Raw genomic sequence first — 21,134 nt, 5'->3', positions numbered from 1 at the left:
ATGACCAAAATAGCACCTTCAATCCTTTCAGCTGACTTTTCAAAACTAGGACAGGAAATTAAAGATGTTGAACAAGGCGGAGCAGACTATATTCATGTTGATGTTATGGATGGAAACTTTGTTCCGAACATAACTATTGGACCATTAATTGTCCAGGCAATAAAACCCATTACACGTTTACCGCTTGATGTCCATTTAATGATTGAGAACCCGGACAATTATATTCAGGCATTTGCTGAAGCAGGTGCATCCATTATTACGGTACATCAGGAAGCTACGAAACATCTTCATAGAACCATTCAACTGATAAAGAGCCAGAATGTGAAAGCAGGTGTCGTCATAAATCCAGCTACACCAGCATATATGATTAAGGAAATCCTACCTGAAGTTGATTTGGTTTTATTAATGACCGTTAATCCAGGATTCGGTGGCCAATCATTTATTTCTAGTGTTGTTCCTAAAATAAAACAAATTGCCAAATGGCGGGGAGAGCTTGGACTTAGCTTTGAAATAGAAATTGATGGCGGAGTAAATAAGGAGACAGCCAGCACGTGTGTAGAAGCTGGTGCAGATGTGCTTGTGGCAGGAAGTGCTGTTTATAATAAATCCGATCGAAAGCAGGCAATAGAAGCTATTAGAGAAGCAAGCCGACAACCGGAGTAGTATTATGACAACGATTGGCATCGTAGCAAATGGACCAGAGGAATTAATTCCAAGTTTAAAACATTATCAAGACAACGTCGATGTGTGGATCGGTGCAGATCGAGGCTCGCTAACGTTATTATCAAATCAAATCAGACCTGATTACGCACTTGGGGATTTTGATTCTATTAATCAACAGGAACAAATAAGAATAGAAAAGGAATCAAAATACTTTTTAAAATTCAATGTGGAGAAGGATCAAACGGATTTGGAAATTGCCATCGATAAGGCTCTTGAACTTAAAGGTGAGAGGATATATTTCTTTGGAGTTACTGGTGGTAGATTAGATCACGGTTTGGTTAATATTCAATCGTTATATGTACTTTTAAAGCAAGAATGTTCTGGAATAATTATTGATAAATCAAATTGTGTAGAATTATTTACTCCAGGTTCATATCGCATTAATAGTGAAAAAGAATTTCCAAACATTTCATTTGTACCTTTCTCGCAGCACGTTTCAGGCTTGTCACTAAAGGGATTTTACTATCCATTACAGAATTATAATTTAACGTGGGGCTCAACCAGATGCATTTCAAACAAGCTTCTTTTAAATAATGGTACTTTTTCTTTTGATAAAGGCATATTATTACTTATAAAGAGTCGTGATGGGTAGGAAATAAACGATTCCAATTCTAGCTTTGTTTGTTAATGGAGGAGGGGGAACTCATGAAATTTTATACTATTAAGCTCCCAAGATTTATTGGTGGATGTGTTAGGGTAGTGATTGGTATGTTTAAAAAGGATAAATAATTCATTAGCTTTTGTCATTTGACAAAAGCTTATTTTTTTTAGACAAGTTAAAAGATCATAGTAAAAAAGCACCCATACTATTCGGGTGCTTTTCCAAACATTTACTAATGTTAAGTCGTAAGTTAAAGGTATATTATACGCGCTCTACTTTACCTGACTTAAGTGCGCGAGCAGAAACATAAACTTTTTTAGGTTTGCCGTCTACCATAATACGTACTTTTTGTACATTAGCTTTCCAATTACGCTTGCTGGAATTCATAGCGTGAGAACGTTGATTTCCACTGTGAGTTTTACGTCCAGTTACAACACATTTTCTAGCCATGTTAATCCCTCCTACTCATCCATGTGTCATTTTACTACTTATATAATCTATCACATCAACACCAATAACGCAATGAAAAAAAGCGACCTGAACCAATCTATCGCACGTATCAAGATAAATACCTTGACAGAATGAAGATTTTCGTCCATTGTAAAAGGGATTTATGTGTGAAAGTATGTGTACTTTTAAAAAATGTATGTTTATAGTAGAATAACCTTATCAATAATGGGTATTAAAGGAGGATAAGAATGTCCATTGAACTTAATACAAATGATGGCCAAGTAACAATCACAAATGATGTCATTGCAACAATAGCGGGTGGTGCAGCTGTTGAGTGTTACGGAATTGTAGGGATGGCTTCTAAAAATCAAATTAAAGATGGAATCTCAGAAATTTTGCGTAAAGAAAATTTTGCACGGGGTGTGTTAGTGCGTCAGGAAAACGACCACCTTCATATTGATATGTATATCATTGTTAGTTATGGAACAAAAATATCTGAAGTGGCACATAATGTGCAATCACAAGTTAAATATACATTGCATAAATCATTAGGACTATCCATCGACTCAGTTAATATTTATATTCAAGGTGTGCGAGTAGAAAAAGAATAAAACGTCGGCTATTTGTAGTGAAAGAGGAGGAAATATAGTGACAGTACGAACGCTTGACGGCATCGTTTTTTCGCAAATGGTACGCTCTGGTGCTCACCATTTAACAAACAATGCCAAAAAGATTGACGCTCTAAATGTATTCCCGGTCCCGGATGGAGATACAGGTACAAATATGAATTTATCTATGACTTCAGGAGCGAATGAAGTAAAGAAAATGGATAGTTCTAATATATCTGAAGTTGCCCTGGCATTTTCCAAAGGCTTATTAATGGGTGCACGAGGTAATTCTGGTGTTATATTATCGCAGATATTCCGTGGCTTTGCCAAAGGGATGGATAAGAAAAAGATGCTTACGGCTAAAGATTTAGCCCAGGCTTTCGATACAGGTGTTTCTACTGCCTATAAAGCTGTTATGAAACCGGTTGAAGGTACTATATTGACTGTAATAAAGGATTCTGCAAAGGTTGCAGTTGAAGAAGCGGAAAGTGAAAATGATGTAATCGCTTTAATGGAAAAAGTATTGCTTGAAGCAAAAGCATCGTTAACACGTACACCTGATCTTTTACCTGTTTTAAAGGAAGTAGGTGTAGTTGATTCAGGTGGACAAGGGCTGGTTACTATTTTCGAGGGATTCCTGGCTGCGCTTAAAGGTGAGGAACTTCCTGAAGGGGTAACGTCTGAAATGGAAGAAATGGTGAATGCTGAGCACCACAAAATTGCACAGGATTTCATGGAAACAAGTGAAATAGAATTTGGTTACTGCACGGAATTTATGGTTAAATTCGAGGATAAAAAAACAAAGGAAAATCCATTTGATGAGGAAACATTTCGTAATCAACTAAATGAGTTAGGTGATTCCTTGTTAGTTGTTTCAGATGAAGATGTTGTGAAAGTACATGTTCACGCCGAATATCCTGGTAAGGCTATGACACTAGGTCAGCGTTATGGCAGCCTGATTAATATGAAAGTTGAAAATATGCGTGAACAGCATACTGCGATTATCGGGGATCAACAAAAGCAGGCAACCAAAACAGAAAAGGTTCCATATGCGATTGTCACGGTTGCGATGGGGAAAGGTCTTAAATCATTACTGGAAAGCCTTGGCGCATCAGTTGTAATTGAAGGCGGACAAACAATGAACCCAAGTACAAAGGAACTTTCAGACGCAATCATGGAAGCAAATGCAGAAAATGTACTTATCCTTCCAAATAATAAAAATATCATAATGGCAGCTGAACAAGCTGCAGATCTTGCAGAGGTTAAGGCAGTCGTAGTTCCATCAAAAACAATCCCACAGGGAATAAGTGCAATGCTGGCTTTCCATCCGGAATCAGATATTGAGGAAAATAGAGCCGTCATGCACGATGCCTGTGGACAGGTGAAAACTGGACAGGTTACCTATGCAGTTCGTGATACACAGATTGATGGAATTACTATCGATAATGGGAATTTTATGGGAATTGCAGATGGCAAAATTACAGCAACTCATCCAACTAGGATGGAAACAGTGAAATTGTTGTTAAAAGAAATGATTACGGAAGAAGATGAAATTCTAACAATTCTCCAAGGTGAAGATGCAAGTGATAAGGAAGTAGAAGAACTTGTAAACCATGTTGAGGAATCGTATGAAGATATGGAAGTTGAGGTTCACAAAGGGAATCAACCAATTTATTCATATATTTTATCTGTTGAATAATGGGATCAAAAACATAAAAAAGCGAAGAGCTTTAACTCTTTGCTTTTTTGGTATCATTAAAAGGAGAAAATATCCTTAAGATGACCACGTATTGTTCCTAACGCAACCTTTACTTGCGTTTTATCTTTGGCATCGGCAGACTCTTTAAGCACCTCCAGTTCAACGTTTATTCCTTCGTATTCTGCCTCATCCCCCAAAAGCTGCAGTTTCCATTCCTTTTCTTTATACATGTTGCTGAGCTTTTTTACGCCTTCCTTCGTTTGCTTCCAATTAGAGTGGGAAACCGACTCGTTAATATCATTAATTTTTTCATAAAACACATTTTCAGATTTACAACCTCCTAACACCAACAAACTAATTAACAAACAAATCAATATAGGCAATTTTGTAAACTTCATCATAAAGATGCGCCCTCCTACATGTTTTCCCTTATCTTGTCCAATAATATAAAAGAATTTCATAAAAATAGTGGACGGAGGTAGAAATATGCCTGAGTTTTTATTGACTATAATTAGATCGGTTATAGCATTTATGTTATTAATGGTGATGACACGAATAATGGGTAAAAAACAGCTTTCCCAACTTACTTTCTTTGATTATTGTGTCGGAATCACAATTGGATCAATCGCCTCGGCACTGGCAATTGACCAAAACATTAAAATTTCCAATGGTATTGTTGGGCTAATTATATTAGGCGTTTTTCCAGTGTTGCTAGCTTACGGTGGGCTAAAGTCAATAAAGTTTCGCAAGATAACTGACGGAACCCCATCAATATTAATCGAAAACGGTAAAGTATTAGAAAGGAACTTATTTAAAAGTAAAGTAGCAATAGATGAACTGATGTTGTTTTTAAGGGAAAAAAATATATTCAAAGTAACTGATGTAGAAATGGCCATCCTCGAAACTAATGGACAATTAAGTGTCATGAAAAAGTCCGATCAACAACCATTAACACCTAAGCAACTAGGCTTGACAGTTAATGCTGAACATGGCCCAGCCATTGTAATCATGGACGGTAAACTAATGGATAAAAGTCTTTCATCACTTGGTTATTCTAAAGAATGGCTACTTGGAGAAATCGGGAAACAAGGCGCTTCTACATATGAGGATGTGTTTTTAGCGCAAATTGATTCCAATGGAAATGTGTTTGTTGATTTATATAACGACAACTTGCAACAACATAAGGTGAAACAAAAGCCGTTACTCGCAGCCTCACTTAAAAAGGTACAGGCTGACTTGGAAAGTTTTTCTCAGCAAACAAATAATCCTGAGGCCAAAAAAATGTACTCACAACAAGCTGCTAATCTACAGACAACGATCGAATCTATTCTGCCGTACTTGAAATAATGGAATAAGAAAAGCAGTGCCCTGTTAAAAAGCGGTTTGGTTTTTGGTAATTTTTTTACTGAAATAATGGGAGGGATGTGGCGTAGCTGCAGATATAAATTGGTCAAATTTCATGGTATAATGAATCAAATTGTATATTTAGCCTTATGGTGACTTTGTTAGAAGTTGAAAAGGGAAGTTGGTGAAAATCCAACGCGGTCCCGCCACTGTAATGAGGAGAATTCTTTTAATAACCACTATTTCAATCAGAAATGGGAAGGTGAAAAGGATTTGATGACTCAGGAGCCAGGAGACCTGCCATAAGGAAGTACATATTTTCCTACGGGTGATAGGAGGTTGTTACGTCATATAAATTCATGCTCTAATGAATGTTTATTTATGTAATCACTATCATCTTCTGCGAACAGGAGGTGATTTTTTATTGTTGAGGAGTGATGTTATGGAGAATTTAGTTCTTCCAAGTTCAAAAACAGTTCAGACACGATTGGTGCTCCCGCCGGATACCAATCATTTAGATTCTATTTTTGGTGGAAAAGTATTGGCATATATTGATGAAATTGCTGCATTGACAGCTATGAAGCATGCTAGTAGTGCAGTTGTTACCGCCTCAATTGATTCTGTGGATTTTCTTTCTTCCGCTAAAGTAGGAGACTCTTTAACATTGGAAGCGTATGTAACTTATACAGGAACTAGTTCGATGGAAGTCTATGTGAAAGTAACGGCGCATGATTTAATTAAGAATAAAGAAACATTAACAACGGAATCATTTCTAACAATGGTTGCTGTTAATAATGAGGGCAAACCTATTCCAGTTCCAAAAGTTTCACCACAAACTGATGAAGAAAAACAAATGTTTGCAACAGCACCTGCAAGAAGGGATAATAGAAAAAGACGTGCTTCTCTACGATAGTGGTTTGAGCCTGTCTTAAATGGTAACTTTTCTCATGGGAAATTAAAACAGCAAGCTTGATGACAAGCTCGCTGTTTTTTAATAGCCAATCATTTTCATGAAAAAGTCAAACAGGAATAATGATGATATGACCATTAAGGAAAAGGAAAGTTCCTTTTGTTTGCCCAGTGCAACTTTTACAATCGGATACGCAATGAATCCAAACGCCATTCCATCTGCAATACTATAAGTAAATGGAATCATGACGGCGACGAGAAATGCTGGTAATGCCTCCGACAAATCGTCAAGTGAAATGTGACGGATGTTTTGAGCCATAAGCACCCCAACAATAATCAGTATAGGACTGATAGCTGTATTTGGAATAAGGGATATCCACGGAATAATAAAAATAGTGGCGATAAATAATAGACTTGCCACCATGGCTGTTTTCCCTGTTTTCCCCTTAGATGCAATAATTGCCGCATTTTCTGCTGCCGAAACTGTTGGTGATGTTCCTAGGAATGCGCATGCAAGGGAAGAAAATGCCGTTACTTGATAAGCTTTTGTATATTTATCATCCTTTTTCAACATGTGTAACTGACCATGTAATAAACCCATATTTTCAAAGATGAGGATCATCGCCAGTGGAAATATTGCCAGCCAGAAAGAAAGATCCCCAATTGCTGAAAAAGAAGGAAAAAATACTAATTCCTTTACATGAACATTTACTGTAACAGCTTCCGTATCGAGAGTGCCAAATAAGTAGGCAATAAATGTTCCGCAAATCATCGTCACCAAAAAGTTCGCTGGTACATTTTTAATGAATAAAAATATTGCCAGAAATAATGTTAATAAACTTACAATTACCGTTGGTGAAGTGAAATCTCCAATTGCTATGATTGTATGATCTCCATTTATAACCAGCCCACTTTTTTCTAAACCAATTAAAATTAGGAAAAAGCCTAAGCCAACTGTAATTGCATGTTTTAACGAATTCGGTATTGCTTCTTTTAAAATTAATCCTAAACGACTAAATGCAGTAATTAGAAATAGTATAGATGCAATGATTACAACCGCTAATCCTTCTTGAAAGCTAAGTCCTGCCCCTTCTACGATTGAATAAGCAAATAATACGTTAATACCCATTCCTGGGATTAGGATTAATGGAAGTTTAGCATATAATCCCATTAATAGTGTTCCAAGAAAGCCTGCTAGAATCGTAGCGATCATACCGCTTTCAATGGAAATTCCAGTCTCGCTTAGGATAGACCCATTCACAGCTACGATATATACTGTGGTAAGATAACCAATTAGCCCAGCAATGATTTCCATTCGCCATTTACCTTTTGTTGGCATTTTGTTCGGATTGCTATTTCTATAAGGCACGTAATCTCCTCATATTTCCTTCTATCCCTCTCCCACCCGATTACAACTAAATATAATCCACAAGATAAAATTATAGATGGATGGGCTGGGGAAGTCAAATGACAAAACTAAAATTCTTTACGCCAAGGTTTCTATTAGGGTCGGTCATTCACTTTTATTAGAATTATGGTATAATTTGGATAATACCATTATAGGAACATATTGAATGGGGGAATTATTCGTTACCTTTTTTGGCAGGAAAGAAAGTATATCCCTATTTCTTTTTTCATAAGGCAACTAAGGAGTTCGCCCAAAGGCTTGGCGAATTCCGAGTTTTCTAAGAAACTTTTGACAGTACGTTAAGGTTAAGAGGGGGGAAGAAATGAGAAGGCCTGTTTACAAGGAAACTTATTGCAAGAATAACCAACAAAACAATAGCTCTTCTAATTGGTTTGACAGAGGACTGTTAGTTGGTATCTTAACTACTTTAGGATATTTTGTCGCCTATTCTTATCAAAAAGGATTTCTCTCTTATTTTGGTGTAGAAGAAGTGTTTCTTAGTCAATTGACGATATCTAATGTCATTCTTTCAATTTCAGTTGTAGGAAGTGGTGCATTCTTTGCTTTCGGAGCCTATAATAATTTGGAGCTAATGTTTAAACAATTCCCAGTAAGCCATAACCCAGTTTGGTTAATGTTTAATAGGGCAATACTTCCCCTATTTCTAGCCACACTTTTTTTTATAGGTTTTACTAAATATTGGATATTATATTTGTTATTGGTGTCACTAATATTATTTTATATTTTCGTATGTCCTATATTTCGCTATTGGGAAATAAAAGGGTACAAAAATAAATTAGGGGCAAGGATTGAAGAGTTGGAGGAAACTGGATTTAACAAAGAAAAAATCTTATTTAGATGGAACAACATTCTTTCCTTCAAAATAATTGTTTTAGTGATTTTTTTTTAATGTCTAATCATGTATCAGCTTTATATGGTTATTTTAATGCAAAAAATACTGATGAGTTTTTGGTATTTAAAAATAATTCCAAAGAAGATTTTGTTGTTATAGATAACATTGGTGATAAATTTATTACTGCCCCAATTGATTTAACTACAAATGAAATTGAAAAAAAATACCTGGTAATTGAGCAAAAGTCTGATATAGAAAACCCATTAATTTTTGAAAAGGTAAAAATTGAAGGTGGAATTAAGGTTAAGGATGGGGGATAGGCTTTTAGAAAAAAATGAATTACTGTTATAATTTGCAGGTAACTGCAATAGAAACAACTTTCTTCTTTAACCGTTTAGCAATTCCACTAATTTTTATTTCATTTAAAGGATAACTTTATAAAAATGCGACCTCGCCTTTATAATCATCATGTATTTACATTAATGTCAACATCGTAAAAACTCTTTTTTGAGGAAACAATGGACTTGGAAAGGTCCAATGCCTTTGATGTTTTTTTACGGTTAACCAAATAATAAAAAAGTTTTTTTTCATAATGTTCAACCATCATGTAATAACCTGTTTCACGAAAATGTGGAATCACTGTTTCTTCTAAATAATGATAATAATTGTCTTCTTGCTGTCGAATGGAGAAAATATGTAGTTGAAACAGGATATACCTTTCATCTTTTTTGTCAATTGCAAGTCTTAATCCATGTTGGATAAGATCTAGTAATTTTTCATCGGATAATAACTGACCTTTAAAACAAGAATTGATATATACATCTAATGTGGTTAAATATTGTTGATCATCTTCATTTATAAAACTCATTGCTTTATTGAATAAGCGTGAGGCCTCTTGATAATATCCTCTTCGCATATTTTCAAATCCTAGGTTGTGAAATAATTTTAACCTTCTTTGTTGATCATTACATGTATCACATAGTTGGATCAGCTTTCGGTACTTTTCAAGTGTGATTTTATAGTCGTGATGTTCCCTAGCATTTAGTTGTATTAACATAACCATTTCCGTATCAATGATTCGCAAAATATTTAATGTTTTTTGGAAATATTCAAGTGCTTTTGATGCAAAGTAATATGCTTGAATATTCGAATGCACCGAATGATGGGCTAACGCTAGGTGATAATAATATTCATCGTTATGATATTGCCCATTATCAATATTTTCCATAGTCGTGATGCACGCTTTAAATTGTCCTGTTAAAAAATAATAAATGCCGAATACGTGTTTCAATAAATTTTTTTCTTCAGGGGATAACATTGCTAATTGTCGTTTTTCGATATAGGTTATGATACTATATGCCTCTTTAACGTTATTAGTAAATAAGTAACACCGGGCAAGCAAGAGTTTATATAAATTAAGGTTTTCAGGTAGGTTAATTAAATCTTCATTTTCAATTTCTTCTTTTAATCGGAAAATTTCTTCCTTTTTTTGCATGACTAAAGCATCGAACCATTTTTCTAAAAGTACTTTTGTTTGTTGATAACGCTTAATTTCAGTTTTCATATTGATGCCTAGACGAACAGACAATAGTGATATGATTTCACTGGAATATTCTGTTATGCCACGTTCGATTTTACTTAAATGCGTTACGGAGCATATCCCTTGTCCCAACTTTTCCTGCGATATCCCAGATTTTTGACGATAATATTTAATAATTCTTCCTTCGATCATAATACACCTCATTGACATTGATAATTTTTTAGTTTAGTAGATGGAAAATTGTTTAGTTCGATTATACTATGAAATTACCCCAATACAAATAAACGTTACTTGTAGCCGCTTATTAATCTACGTTTTAGAAATACACAGTAACAATCCTCGATAACTTTTTAGGTGCCCTTTATTCTTATCAATTGTGACTTTGGTCGTCAATTTATTTATCACCGAATGTGGAAAGAAATTAGCGATATTATAAGCCCATTGAATGGAATATTTTAATGATAGTACTAAATAACTATTATAATATTTAGTATTATTTGAATAACCCCAATAGTAAGGACGGAGACTGTGGTGTAACATTATTATTAATTCAAGTTGCGCAAATATTTAGCGCTGCTTTCTACTAAGCTATTAGGTTGGCGATATTGATGGAACAAAGGAAAGTAGAGGTGATAGATTATTATTCGTTGGCATCATTAGAGAGAGAAATGTTGAATAAGTAGAATCAAACAGAAAGTAGGGAGAAAATGAACAAAACAAGCTGGACAAAAATTATGTCGATTGTTTTATCACTAGTTTTATTATTTAGTGCAATGCTGCCAATGAAGTCGTCAGCAGCAAAACAACCTAGTGGTATAAAGAATGCCGAAGAAGTATTGAGCAATCTTACAGATGCCGAGCGCCAATCCTTAAAAAAACTGGAGGCGGAGCCAGGGTTTACGATTCATCCTGATATCAACCTTACTAGCCCGGATCCTGTTCAGGTTATTATTGAATTTAAACAGGATCCAGCAAAAGTTGAACTAGCAAAAAAAGCAATGGAACGCAAAAAAGTTTCCCTTGCTGGAGCAAAAGAAAAGGTTGAAAAGGCACATCAAACATTTAAAGAGGAACTTAAAAACCTTAACTTCAAAAAAAATAGTAAAACAGAAAAAGCAAAAGTTAGTAAAGAGGATGTCCAAATTACAAGAGAATATCGCCATGCCTTTAATGGGGTAGCAATTACTTTGCCGGGGATTGCCGTTAAGGATTTATTGCAGATCGATGTGGTTGAACGGATCTGGAAGGACAATGAAGTAAGGATTGATCTTCCAAAGGTAAAGAAGATAGAACCAAAAATGGCGGATAGCATCCCGCAAATTGGGGTGGACAAGCTTCATGAAGAAGGCATTAAAGGAGAAGGAATTAGTGTTGGGGTAATTGATACGGGAATTGATTACAACCATCCTGATTTACAGGAGGCCTACGCTGGATATCGTAAACAAGAGGATGAGGACCCAAGTGCGGTGGATCCAGAGAATGTTAAAGGGTGGGATTTTGTCAATAACGATGCGAATCCAATGGAAACAACTTATCAGGAATGGAAAGCAACTGACCAGCCGGAAACCCATCCTGTTACTGGATCAAGTTACTATACCTCGCATGGTACACATGTATCAGGTACGATAGCAGGGCGACAAGATAATCCAGTTGACTATGCTGTGAAAGGTGTAGCGCCCCAGGTAGACTTGTATAGTTATAAAGTACTTGGACCCTATGGTATGGGTACAACAAATGCTATTCTTGCCGGCATTGATAAAGCAGTTAAAGATGAAATGGATGTGATCAATCTATCTCTAGGAACTGCTGTAAATGATCCTCTGTCCCCAACATCTGTAGCTGTGAATAATGCAATGCTTTCAGGTGTGGTGACTGTCGTAGCAGCAGGGAATGCCGGACCAGGAGAAAAAACTTTGGGATCCCCTGGGTCAGCAGCACTGCCGATTTCAGTTGGCGCAAGTGATGTTTCAGTTACGATTCCTACGTTCACTGCTAATTCGGAAGATCTTTCATTTACGGATGTCAAGCTGTTAGGGAAAAACTTCTCTGACAAACTAACAGACTTTCAAAATCAATCTTACCCTATTGTTTATGCAGGGCTTGGTAAAAGCACTGATTTTGAAGGAAAAGACCTGAAAGGGAAAATCGCTTTCATCCAGCGCGGAGAAATTACTTTTAATGAAAAAATTCAAAATGCAAAAAAGGCTGGAGCGAAAGCGGTCATTGTGTATAACAATGAAGAAGGTCAAATACCATTTTTTCTAGGGAACAGTACAACGTTTATCCCTTCATTTAGAATGTCAAAAGAAAATGGAGAACGTTTGAAATCATCACTTACTGAAGAAACAACGTTCACATTTGGAACATTAAGTAACACAAAAACTGAGGGAGACCACCTGGCTGACTTTAGTTCAAGAGGCCCTGCTGCTCAAAACTATGATATCAAACCAGATGTAGTTGCCCCAGGTGTAGCGATATTCTCCACTTATCCGGAGTATATCAATGATCCACAAGCGGGTATCAATTATGATACCGCGTATGCACGTATCTCAGGTACATCGATGGCATCGCCACATGTTGCAGGTACGGCAGCTTTAATTTTACAACAGCATCCGGACTATACTCCTTTTGATGTGAAATCCGCATTAATGAATACGACAGAGGATTTACAGGAGAACTATTCGGTCTATGAAGTAGGAGCCGGGCGCATTAACGCATATAACGCAGTCCATTCAGATGTATCAATTAAAGTTATCGATAAAACGAAGAATATAGAACGTGACCAAGTCGTTGAAATCAAAGAGGAAACCGGTTCTATCGGATTTGGAAATCACTTTTTTTCTAAGAAAAATGAAGCGATTGAAGACAGCAGGAAAGTCGTAATTGAAAACAATCATCCAGAGGATAAAACATTTAATATTGCAGTTGAATTCTTGCAAAATAATGAGAATAGCCAAAATGCCGGCGAGAATGGTGTTGAATTGGATGTACCAAATTCTGTAACAGTTTCGTCAGAACAATCGAAAGAAATTGAGCCGACGATTTATGTTCCAGCAAAAGCTGAGTTTGGTATATATGAAGGGTATATTCATATCACGAATAAAAATGATGGGAATGAAAACTACCAGATTCCATTTGCTATCCGCGTAACGGATAAAGGAATTGATTATGTAGAATTAGCAAGACCGGCAGTTCCTAATGAATGGAGCTACCATTCATTTTTAAGACCATTCATACCAGTGTTTTTTAAGTTGAAAAGTCCAATGGAAACGATTGATGTTATCGTAAAAGATGGCGAAACTGGTGAAGCTATTGGGTTGGTTGGAACAATGGATGCAAGTGGAATTGTGCCGGGTAGAGAACTAATGATATACCAAGGGTTTCAAGGGATCGTATACCCATTTACAGATGATCCTTCTGACCCCATTTCAGACGAATATGTAAAGTTACCTGAAGGTGATTACACGTTTGAAATGATTGCTCACGATGATCAGGGGAAAACGTATACGAAAGATAACGTTGTTCTTGTTGATAATACTCCAGCCGAAATAACATTTAATGATTTGAAACCAGGTATTCATGAAGTGGATCCGTCCATGTACACCGATGAAGACGGTTATCATGCCCTTTGGGTGCACACAAATGTATATGACTCAGCAATTGATGTATTAAATTCAAAAGGTTTGAATTATGATCAATCAGGAAATCTCGTTGCCTATTATCAAAATTCACCATTTCCAGGTGTACTTCCTGTTAATAGTGAAGGAGAAATGAAATTCGGATTACTACCGGAAGAACTGAAGAATGGTCCGGTCAATTTAGGACTTATGCCTGTTGATCTAGCAACAAATGCAGGTAAACAGGAAACCTTTTTATTCATCAAAAAAGGTGAGTCATATGGAGAGCCTATCTACACGAAAGATGAGGTGAGACTAGGTGAAACCATCACGATGACTTTGACGCTGAACAATGTCAAGGACTTTATGTCAGGCAAGTTCGATATTGATTATGATGACTCGGTCTATAAGTTCACTGATGTCAAGGTAAACGATGAAATGCAGCAAATGATCGAGAAAAAAGATTTAAATGTGAATATTGAAGAGCCAATCTTCGAAGATAACTTTCAAAGAACGGTCAAAATAGGAGCAACACTTTCAGGCAATGGTTTCAAAGGCATTGACGGTGATGTTAATTTCTTGGATGTCACGTTTAAAGTAGTCGACGATAACTATTATATGCAAAATGACAAACTGGATGTTAAAAACTTGACCTATCAAAAAATTGGAGAGACAGAACATACTACGATTCCAGTTCTTGCCTATGATACTTTCGCCTTTATATCAAAACATTCAACAGTGCAAGGATATATGTATCCAGAAGCTTTGCTAAATGATCAAGGCTGGTTACCGCGCTTGGACTACGCAGGCATGGGTGCAAACATATATGCTATTGGTCCGAATGGTAAAAAATATGAAGGTTCCATTGACGATCGTGCGTATTATACGTTCAGCGGATTACCGGTGTCTGAAGAACCATATAAGATTATTGCTGAATTCCCTGGTCATCTAGATAGTGTTTTAACATTAAAAGTTGCTGAAAATTTAAATGGCGAACTTGTTGGTCAAAATCTGACCGAGAATCTTGAGGTTAATTATGCTGGTGACATCAATGGTGACAATGTCATTGACATTCTTGATGTGATGCGTGTCGTTGCCCATTATGATAAGAAAAACAAAAAAGCGGACATTAACCAAGACGGAATTGTTGATGAAATGGATATTCGTTTTATTGAGAAGAACTTCTTAAGAATTGGTCCAAATGCTCGGGACAATGTAAAACCGAAAGAAAAGCTAGGTAGAAAAGGACTAGATGATTTCTTGAAATCCCTAGGCCTAGAACCAAGGAATTAATCCACTAAGGATAATGAAAGGGGTATTAGCGCACATCAGATGGTTGGCTAGTACCTCTTTACCAAAACTGACAAACACTGTCACATGTTTAGTTACAGGAGGGGAATCACTATAGCACAAAGTAAAATGATCAAAATGATATCGAAACTTTTGACGCTAATAGTGCGCCTCATGTTTATAGTCATACTAGTTTCTTTATTGCTTATTACCTACCAATCTATTAAGAATCCAGAGCGCCCACCATCATTATTCGGTTATCAACCATTTACGGTCTTATCAAATAGCATGGACCCGTATTTTAATACAGGCGATATGGTCATTATAAAAGAGACAAGCCCAGCCAACGTCAGCAAAGGTGATGTTATTACTTTTACAGATAAGACTGGTAAATATATTACACATAGAGTGATAGAAATAAAAAACCGAAATAGTCATCCTGTCTTCGTAACCAAAGGAGATAATAATAACGTAAAAGATGGTGAGATGGTAACTGGTGATCATATAGTGGGTAAACAAACTATTTTAATTCCGGGAGCAGGTTATTTAGTGGAGTTTGTTAGTGGTCCTATTGGTTTTATTCTACTCATTCTTCTACCTTTAGCCGGATATATTTTCCTGGAACTATTTGAGCGGGCGAAGAAGGGTAAAAAAAGGGATAAAACACGGGAACAACTACAAAATGAATAAATTCAAGGAGGAATGTAATTGATGAAAAAAGCAAAGAAATTTTTATTAGGTACAGCATTAGCGGGGACTTTAATAGCAACGGCCAGTTTAGGTACGTACTCTTGGTTCACATCCGAAACTGAAGCACAAGGGGAAATGGTTAATGGGGAATTGGAAATCAATAACAACAATGATGTAGAAACTCCAATTTTCTCCGGTGAAAAATTCACACCATCACAATTACAATATGGTAACTGGATTACCATCAAAAATACTGGAGACTTGAGTTCGCATTTAAAGGCAACCTATTCCCAATCTGTTGATAAGGCATCATTGGCAGAATATGAAGTTGGATACATGGCTATGAAGTACACAACGAAACCCGATCAGGATGTTTATGAACAATCTGAGATAAAACTGGCTAACTTATTTGAAGGAACAACCAATGAGAGAAGTTTTTCCAAACCGGGGATCCTTAATGGTGTAGAAATCGTGAGTGGTGTATTGACAGGGAAACAGGCAAACGCAATGATGAAGGCAGGTAATAAATCAGGAGGATTTACAATAGGTGATGGGGCACAGGGTGATCAATTTTGGAAATTGAGTCAAGGGCAATACATTGACATTATGTTTGGAATTAAACTTGGGGAAGGCGCAGGGAATGAATACCAAGGGGCACAGTATAATGGTATATTCAATGTTAAAGCAAAACAAACAGATGAAGGTTCAAAATACGAGAATGAGTAGAATTCATTTTTCGCGGAGAAGGGCAGGTCTTTCTTTGACTGCCTTTTTTCCTGTAAATGGAGACCCACCATTATGGAACTAAAAAAGCTGCGATTTTTATATGCTTTTTTGATCATCCTTTATTTGTTGATTTTTTCCATAATGAGGTATGATACATTTGCGTGGTTCACTTCCCAAAGCTCAGCTTCAGGTGAAATTACGAATGCAACAACATCTGATCTATTACAGATTAATGGGGAAATCCAATATGGGGAAAACTGTCAATTGAAAAGTTCAATTACGATAAAGAATATTTCAACGATTGATATTCCCCTTAGCATAGAACGAATTAGCAAAAATGGCGGAACAGATGAAATCAGTAAAACATTAAATCCAAATGAAAGTTTTACAAGTAACCCAAAAAATCCAGATAATCAACTTACTGACTGTACGACTAAACAAGTCATGTATCATCTAACTGCCCTACAGTCTTATGTCGATGAAGCTATCGTATTATCAGTGGAGCAAGAAAAAATAAAAAAACCAGTTGATCAGGGGGAAAAGGAAACGGCAAAAGACACAATTGGTGATAAGAAGGAAGGACATGGCTTATCCACCAAAAAGAAACTAGAAAAAGAAAAAATAAAAGGGGATACGACCAACTTAGCAGAAAATGAGCCAGGGCAGGCCAAGAAACCAGAAGTTGAAATCAAACAGCCAGAGGATGCAGCTAATCAACAAAAGGGGGATACTTTCGATAGAAACCCTAGCGGGAAACTCCAACCCGATACGGGAGAGGTAAATCAAATTCCTTTGGACAAAGGTGTGAAGAATGAGAAAGAAAAACAATAAGTCGAAGAAGCTCCTAAGCTTTCCATAACTATAAATCGTACTATTAATTAGGTAAAAATAAGGATCGCCATGATGCGATCCTTATTTTTCTTTTGTTTTGGCCATCAAAGCGAAAAATAAAATCAGTTATTGTTGAGCTTCGCCCTAATGCAGATGATTATTATAGAGGTTTTTGTTATAATTACAATAGATTCGTATGTTCTTAATTAATGTTTAGGGGTGGCAATAATGAAATATAATTCAGTTTTTGATATTATCGGTCCAGTTATGATTGGGCCATCAAGTTCACATACAGCTGGTGCAGCGAGGATTGGTAAAGCTGCCCGTAATTTATTTGGCGAAGAACCAACGTGGGCCAAAATTCATCTTTATGAATCATTTGCTAAAACGTATAAGGGTCATGGAACAGATTTTGCATTAGTTGGTGGATTACTAGGTTTTGAAACTGATGATTCGCGTATGAGTAACGCACTATCGATTGCAGAAGAACGTAATTTGTCTGTTGAATTTGTAGAGGAGAATGTTGCTTCCGCACACCCGAATACAGCACGATTAAAAATAGGAAATGATAAAGAAGAGATGGAGCTTGTTGGTATTTCAATTGGCGGGGGAAGGTTGAGATTACCGAGTTAAACGGGTTTGAACTGCGGTTGTCCGGTAACCATCCTGCAATCCTGATCATGCATAATGACCGTTTTGGGGCAATTGCTTCTGTTACTAGAATTCTGGCAAAATATGAAATTAATATTGGACATATGGAAGTGAATCGAAAGGATGTTGGAAAAGAAGCATTAATGGTTATTGAAGTGGATCAAAATGTAGACGATACAGTCTTAAAAGATTTAGATAGTGCAGATCACATTATCCAAATTTCCAAAATAGTAAGTTAATCATCAAGAAGGGGGACTAAGTATGTTCCGTACAGTTGCAGAACTAGTAGAAATAGCTGAAAAAGAAAATATATTGATTTCCGAGGTAATGATTCGTCAGGAGATGGATGTAAAAAATTTATCCCGTGATGAAGTGTTCGCTAATATGGAAAGAAATTTAGATATTATGGAAAAGGCAGTGGAAGATGGACTAAAAGGTGTGAAATCCGTTACAGGGTTAACTGGTGGCGATGCTGTCCTTGTCCAGAAGTATATGAAAGAAAAAACACCTTTATCCGGTAATTTAATGATGGACGCTGTTAGTAAGGCGATGGGGACAAACGAAGTAAACGCTGCCATGGGTACAATATGCGCAACCCCAACGGCTGGGAGCGCTGGCTGTGTCCCTGGTACACTGTTTGCCGTTAAAAACCAATTAAATCCAACCCGTGAACAGATGGTTCGTTATTTATTCACTTCAGGTGCATTTGGTTTTGTAGTAGCTAACAACGCTTTCATTTCAGGTGCAGCAGGAGGGTGTCAGGCAGAGGTCGGCTCGGCAGGAGCGATGGCTTCCGCGGCTATTGTAGAAATGGCTGGTGGCACTCCGCAGCAATCTTCTGATGCATTTGCTATCACATTGAAAAACATGCTTGGGCTTGTTTGTGATCCAGTTGCTGGCTTAGTTGAGGTACCTTGTGTTAAACGAAATGCAGCCGGTTCATCACTGGCAATCGTTTCTGCCGATATGGCTTTAGCTGGAGTTACCAGTAGAATTCCGTGTGATGAGGTGATTGGCGCTATGTACAAAATTGGACAGTCTATGCCAACCGCTCTTCGGGAAACGGGCGAAGGGGGATTAGCAGGAACACCGACTGGGGAAGCTATTAAGAAAAAGATTTTTGGGGTGTGATTGAATTTGCTAAGTGAACCCGTAACGTCCATAAAAGGTGTCGGTGAGAAATTTGCAGAAGCATTGGCACTGGTAAATATTTATACCGTGGAAGATTTACTTTACTATTTCCCATACCGTTATGATGTTTTTGAAATAAAACCGCTTAGCGAACTCATTCATGATGACAAAGTAACTATTGAGGGAAGGGTGATTCATGATCCTTCCCTCTCCTATTATGGGAAAAGAAAATCACGATTGACCTTTACAGTTGAAACAGAAGGAGTAGCCATAAAGGCTGTGATGTTTAATCGTGCTTTTGCTAAAAAACAGCTCAGTGCAAATGATACAGTAACCCTGACTGGTAAATGGGATGCTCACAGGCTGCAAATCACTGTTAGTAATTACAAAAAAGGGCCTGCCAGTGAACAGCCATCCATCCAACCAATGTATCCTTTGAAGGGAGAACTTACCAACATCAAGTTAAAAAAGGTTATGAGTACTGCGATTAAAGAATACATCAATGACGTGGACGAAATCATTCCCGGAAATTATCTAAAGGCATATAAAATACCTGATCGAAAACATGCTATTTTAGCAATGCATTTCCCAAAAAATCGGCAGTTGCTTAAGCATGCTAGAAGAAGATTTACATATGAAGAGTTTTTGTTATTTCAATTAAAAATGCAGTTGCTTCGAAAAATTAAACGGGAGTCCACTACTGGTAATGCACAACATTATGATCCTTCGACGATACAGGGGTTTATTGTTTCGTTTCCATTCACGTTAACAGGGGCACAAGTACGATCGCTAAACCAAATACTAGCCGATATGAAATCACCCTATCGTATGAATCGTTTGCTGCAGGGGGATGTTGGCTCCGGTAAAACAGCTGTCGCTGCCATCTGTTTATATGCTGCAATAACTGCAAACAGACAAGGAGCTTTAATGGTTCCGACTGAAATTTTGGCAGAACAGCATTACCACTCATTATGTGAGATGTTTGGTAAGCGTGCTTCTATTGTATTACTGACTGGATCGGTTAAAGGGAAGAAGAGAAGGGAACTGACAGAAGCCATCAAGGAACATAAAATTGATATTGTAGTTGGTACGCATGCTTTGATACAGGAGGATGTTGTATTTGCTGATTTAGGATTTGTAATTGTCGACGAACAACATCGCTTTGGTGTTGAACAACGTCGAGCACTTCGAAGTAAAGGGCTGCATCCCGATGTTTTATTTATGACGGCCACTCCGATTCCAAGAACACTTGCAATTACAGCGTTTGGAGATATGGATGTATCCGTCATTGATGAAATGCCTTCCGGAAGAAAAGAGATTGAAACCTATTGGACGAAGGAGAACACATTTGAGCGTGTGCTGAACTTTATTGAAAAACGTGTGGCGGCAGGTGAACAAGCATATGTAATTTGTCCATTGATAGAGGAGTCCGATAAACTGGATATTCAAAACGCTGTTGATCTCTTTCATCAGTTGCAGGACTTTTATCCAACTGAGGTTCAGGTCGGTTTAATGCATGGGCGCTTAACCGCAGATGAGAAAGAAGGGGTTATGAATAAATTTGCGGCAAATGAAATTCAAGTTCTCGTTTCAACTACAGTTGTTGAGGTTGGTGTGAATGTACCAAATGCAACTGTAATGGTTATTTATGATGCAGAGCGATTTGGGTTGTCACAACTGCACCAGCTAAGAGGACGCGTTGGGCGCAGTGATCTGCAAAGCTACTGTATTTTAATTGCCGATCCAAAAGGTGAAATTGGTAAGGAACGAATGAAGATTATGACGGAAACAAATAATGGCTTTGAATTATCCGAACAAGATCTAAAACTGCGGGGACCAGGGGACTTTTTTGGTAAAAAACAAAGTGGACTACCTGAATTTAAGGTTGCTGATATGATCCATGATTTCAAGGCACTTGAGACAGCGCGCAAAGATGCACAGGATATAATTGAATCGGACAAATTAAAAAATGATGCGGAGTATCTGGAATTACAAAAGCACTTGGAGAATGATTCGTATATGAGAAAAAAGCTTGATTAAGGATTGCTTGCATTAATAATAAT

The 21,134-nt window shown here is 37.1% G+C and carries 19 protein-coding genes, 1 pseudogene and 1 riboswitch; of the genes and pseudogenes, 16 read left to right on the top strand and 4 right to left on the bottom strand.

Annotated elements, in window-relative coordinates; genetic code table 11:
- Genes rpe through spoVM form a run of 3 tightly spaced genes read left to right on the top strand, consistent with a single transcriptional unit; the run spans window position 1 to window position 1,452 of the window.
- Entirely contained in the window at window positions 1-663 is a 663-nt protein-coding gene (rpe, locus tag CFK37_RS15955; RefSeq protein WP_089062801.1) for a ribulose-phosphate 3-epimerase, read from the top strand.
- A 4-nt stretch (window positions 664-667) separates the two neighbouring features.
- On the top strand, window positions 668-1,315 hold the full coding sequence (locus CFK37_RS15950; protein ID WP_089062800.1) for a thiamine diphosphokinase: 648 nt from the start codon (window positions 668-670) through the stop codon (window positions 1,313-1,315).
- Window positions 1,316-1,350: 35 nt separating this feature from the next.
- Window positions 1,351-1,452 (top strand): stage V sporulation protein SpoVM, encoded by a 102-nt coding sequence (gene spoVM, locus CFK37_RS15945; RefSeq protein ID WP_342746713.1) that lies wholly within the window; start codon window positions 1,351-1,353, stop codon window positions 1,450-1,452.
- Window positions 1,453-1,585: 133 nt separating this feature from the next.
- On the opposite strand, the gene rpmB is transcribed toward spoVM, so the two are convergent.
- Entirely contained in the window at window positions 1,586-1,774 is a 189-nt protein-coding gene (gene rpmB, locus CFK37_RS15940) for a 50S ribosomal protein L28 (RefSeq protein ID WP_089062798.1), read from the bottom strand.
- A 248-nt stretch (window positions 1,775-2,022) separates the two neighbouring features.
- On the opposite strand from rpmB, the gene CFK37_RS15935 reads away from it, so the two are divergent.
- Window positions 2,023-2,385, top strand: a complete 363-nt coding sequence (locus CFK37_RS15935; RefSeq protein ID WP_089062797.1) for an Asp23/Gls24 family envelope stress response protein — start codon at window positions 2,023-2,025, stop codon at window positions 2,383-2,385.
- Between the two features lie 37 nt (window positions 2,386-2,422).
- Entirely contained in the window at window positions 2,423-4,081 is a 1,659-nt protein-coding gene (locus CFK37_RS15930; protein ID WP_089062796.1) for a DAK2 domain-containing protein, read from the top strand.
- Window positions 4,082-4,137: 56 nt separating this feature from the next.
- On the opposite strand, the gene CFK37_RS15925 is transcribed toward CFK37_RS15930, so the two are convergent.
- Window positions 4,138-4,482: a DUF4363 family protein gene (locus CFK37_RS15925; protein ID WP_157724870.1), complete on the bottom strand. Its 345-nt coding sequence runs from the start codon at window positions 4,480-4,482 to the stop codon at window positions 4,138-4,140.
- 85 nt (window positions 4,483-4,567) lie between these two features.
- On the opposite strand from CFK37_RS15925, the gene CFK37_RS15920 reads away from it, so the two are divergent.
- Both CFK37_RS15920 and CFK37_RS15915 read left to right on the top strand, forming a co-directional pair.
- The gene (locus CFK37_RS15920) at window positions 4,568-5,428 is read left to right on the top strand and encodes a DUF421 domain-containing protein (RefSeq protein WP_089062794.1); all 861 of its coding nucleotides are present in this window, start codon (window positions 4,568-4,570) and stop codon (window positions 5,426-5,428) included.
- A 130-nt stretch (window positions 5,429-5,558) separates the two neighbouring features.
- Window positions 5,559-5,744: riboswitch (cobalamin riboswitch) on the top strand.
- A 123-nt stretch (window positions 5,745-5,867) separates the two neighbouring features.
- The gene (locus tag CFK37_RS15915) at window positions 5,868-6,338 is read left to right on the top strand and encodes an acyl-CoA thioesterase (protein ID WP_089062793.1); all 471 of its coding nucleotides are present in this window, start codon (window positions 5,868-5,870) and stop codon (window positions 6,336-6,338) included.
- Window positions 6,339-6,416: 78 nt separating this feature from the next.
- Here the strand turns inward: CFK37_RS15915 and CFK37_RS15910 are convergent, their stop codons facing one another.
- On the bottom strand, window positions 6,417-7,673 hold the full coding sequence (locus tag CFK37_RS15910) for an NCS2 family permease (RefSeq protein WP_089062792.1): 1,257 nt from the start codon (window positions 7,671-7,673) through the stop codon (window positions 6,417-6,419).
- 391 nt (window positions 7,674-8,064) lie between these two features.
- On the opposite strand from CFK37_RS15910, the gene CFK37_RS15905 reads away from it, so the two are divergent.
- Both CFK37_RS15905 and CFK37_RS15900 read left to right on the top strand, forming a co-directional pair.
- The gene (locus CFK37_RS15905) at window positions 8,065-8,652 is read left to right on the top strand and encodes a hypothetical protein (RefSeq protein ID WP_089062791.1); all 588 of its coding nucleotides are present in this window, start codon (window positions 8,065-8,067) and stop codon (window positions 8,650-8,652) included.
- The gene (locus CFK37_RS15900; RefSeq protein ID WP_089062790.1) at window positions 8,652-8,915 is read left to right on the top strand and encodes a hypothetical protein; all 264 of its coding nucleotides are present in this window, start codon (window positions 8,652-8,654) and stop codon (window positions 8,913-8,915) included. Before CFK37_RS15905 ends, CFK37_RS15900 begins: the two co-directional genes overlap by 1 nt.
- Before the next feature lie 146 nt (window positions 8,916-9,061).
- On the opposite strand, the gene CFK37_RS15895 is transcribed toward CFK37_RS15900, so the two are convergent.
- Entirely contained in the window at window positions 9,062-10,327 is a 1,266-nt protein-coding gene (locus CFK37_RS15895) for a helix-turn-helix domain-containing protein (protein ID WP_157724868.1), read from the bottom strand.
- A gap of 515 nt (window positions 10,328-10,842) precedes the next feature.
- Between CFK37_RS15895 and CFK37_RS15890 the strand changes: the two genes are divergently transcribed.
- From CFK37_RS15890 to recG, 7 genes and pseudogenes are all read left to right on the top strand, one after another.
- A complete protein-coding gene (locus tag CFK37_RS15890; protein WP_089062788.1) occupies window positions 10,843-15,045 on the top strand; it encodes a S8 family serine peptidase in 4,203 nt (1,400 codons plus the stop codon).
- A gap of 171 nt (window positions 15,046-15,216) precedes the next feature.
- Window positions 15,217-15,732 (top strand): signal peptidase I, encoded by a 516-nt coding sequence (locus CFK37_RS15885; protein ID WP_172840517.1) that lies wholly within the window; start codon window positions 15,217-15,219, stop codon window positions 15,730-15,732.
- 18 nt (window positions 15,733-15,750) lie between these two features.
- Window positions 15,751-16,458, top strand: coding sequence for a hypothetical protein (locus CFK37_RS15880; RefSeq protein WP_157724866.1), 708 nt, complete (start codon window positions 15,751-15,753; stop codon window positions 16,456-16,458).
- A gap of 72 nt (window positions 16,459-16,530) precedes the next feature.
- Window positions 16,531-17,289, top strand: coding sequence for a hypothetical protein (locus tag CFK37_RS15875; protein WP_089062785.1), 759 nt, complete (start codon window positions 16,531-16,533; stop codon window positions 17,287-17,289).
- Window positions 17,290-17,517: 228 nt separating this feature from the next.
- Window positions 17,518-18,179 (top strand): annotated as a pseudogene (gene sdaAB, locus CFK37_RS15870) (L-serine ammonia-lyase, iron-sulfur-dependent subunit beta).
- A gap of 22 nt (window positions 18,180-18,201) precedes the next feature.
- Complete coding sequence (gene sdaAA, locus CFK37_RS15865) at window positions 18,202-19,071, top strand: L-serine ammonia-lyase, iron-sulfur-dependent, subunit alpha (protein WP_089062784.1); 870 nt, start codon at window positions 18,202-18,204, stop codon at window positions 19,069-19,071.
- Between the two features lie 6 nt (window positions 19,072-19,077).
- Window positions 19,078-21,111: an ATP-dependent DNA helicase RecG gene (gene recG / locus CFK37_RS15860; RefSeq protein ID WP_089063687.1), complete on the top strand. Its 2,034-nt coding sequence runs from the start codon at window positions 19,078-19,080 to the stop codon at window positions 21,109-21,111.
- The last annotated feature ends 23 nt before the right edge of the window (window positions 21,112-21,134 follow it).

This window comes from Virgibacillus phasianinus, assembly GCF_002216775.1.
Classification (GTDB): Bacteria; Bacillota; Bacilli; order Bacillales; family Amphibacillaceae; genus Virgibacillus_F; species Virgibacillus_F phasianinus.
This window is presented reverse-complemented; position numbering and strand designations above follow the sequence as displayed.

Bases quoted from the DNA above. Each gene is read 5' to 3' on its own strand.
- rpe (WP_089062801.1), top strand. From the start codon at position 1: ATGACCAAAATAGCACCTTCAATCCTTTCAGCTGACTTTTCAAAACTA.
- CFK37_RS15950 (WP_089062800.1), top strand. From the start codon at position 668: ATGACAACGATTGGCATCGTAGCAAATGGACCAGAGGAATTAATTCCA.
- spoVM (WP_342746713.1), top strand. From the start codon at position 1,351: ATGGAGGAGGGGGAACTCATGAAATTTTATACTATTAAGCTCCCAAGA.
- rpmB (WP_089062798.1), bottom strand. From the start codon at position 1,774: ATGGCTAGAAAATGTGTTGTAACTGGACGTAAAACTCACAGTGGAAAT.
- CFK37_RS15935 (WP_089062797.1), top strand. From the start codon at position 2,023: ATGTCCATTGAACTTAATACAAATGATGGCCAAGTAACAATCACAAAT.
- CFK37_RS15925 (WP_157724870.1), bottom strand. From the start codon at position 4,482: ATGATGAAGTTTACAAAATTGCCTATATTGATTTGTTTGTTAATTAGT.
- CFK37_RS15920 (WP_089062794.1), top strand. From the start codon at position 4,568: ATGCCTGAGTTTTTATTGACTATAATTAGATCGGTTATAGCATTTATG.
- CFK37_RS15915 (WP_089062793.1), top strand. From the start codon at position 5,868: ATGGAGAATTTAGTTCTTCCAAGTTCAAAAACAGTTCAGACACGATTG.
- CFK37_RS15910 (WP_089062792.1), bottom strand. From the start codon at position 7,673: ATGCCAACAAAAGGTAAATGGCGAATGGAAATCATTGCTGGGCTAATT.
- CFK37_RS15905 (WP_089062791.1), top strand. From the start codon at position 8,065: ATGAGAAGGCCTGTTTACAAGGAAACTTATTGCAAGAATAACCAACAA.
- CFK37_RS15900 (WP_089062790.1), top strand. From the start codon at position 8,652: ATGTCTAATCATGTATCAGCTTTATATGGTTATTTTAATGCAAAAAAT.
- CFK37_RS15895 (WP_157724868.1), bottom strand. From the start codon at position 10,327: ATGATCGAAGGAAGAATTATTAAATATTATCGTCAAAAATCTGGGATA.
- CFK37_RS15890 (WP_089062788.1), top strand. From the start codon at position 10,843: ATGAACAAAACAAGCTGGACAAAAATTATGTCGATTGTTTTATCACTA.
- CFK37_RS15885 (WP_172840517.1), top strand. From the start codon at position 15,217: ATGTTTATAGTCATACTAGTTTCTTTATTGCTTATTACCTACCAATCT.
- CFK37_RS15875 (WP_089062785.1), top strand. From the start codon at position 16,531: ATGGAACTAAAAAAGCTGCGATTTTTATATGCTTTTTTGATCATCCTT.
- sdaAA (WP_089062784.1), top strand. From the start codon at position 18,202: ATGTTCCGTACAGTTGCAGAACTAGTAGAAATAGCTGAAAAAGAAAAT.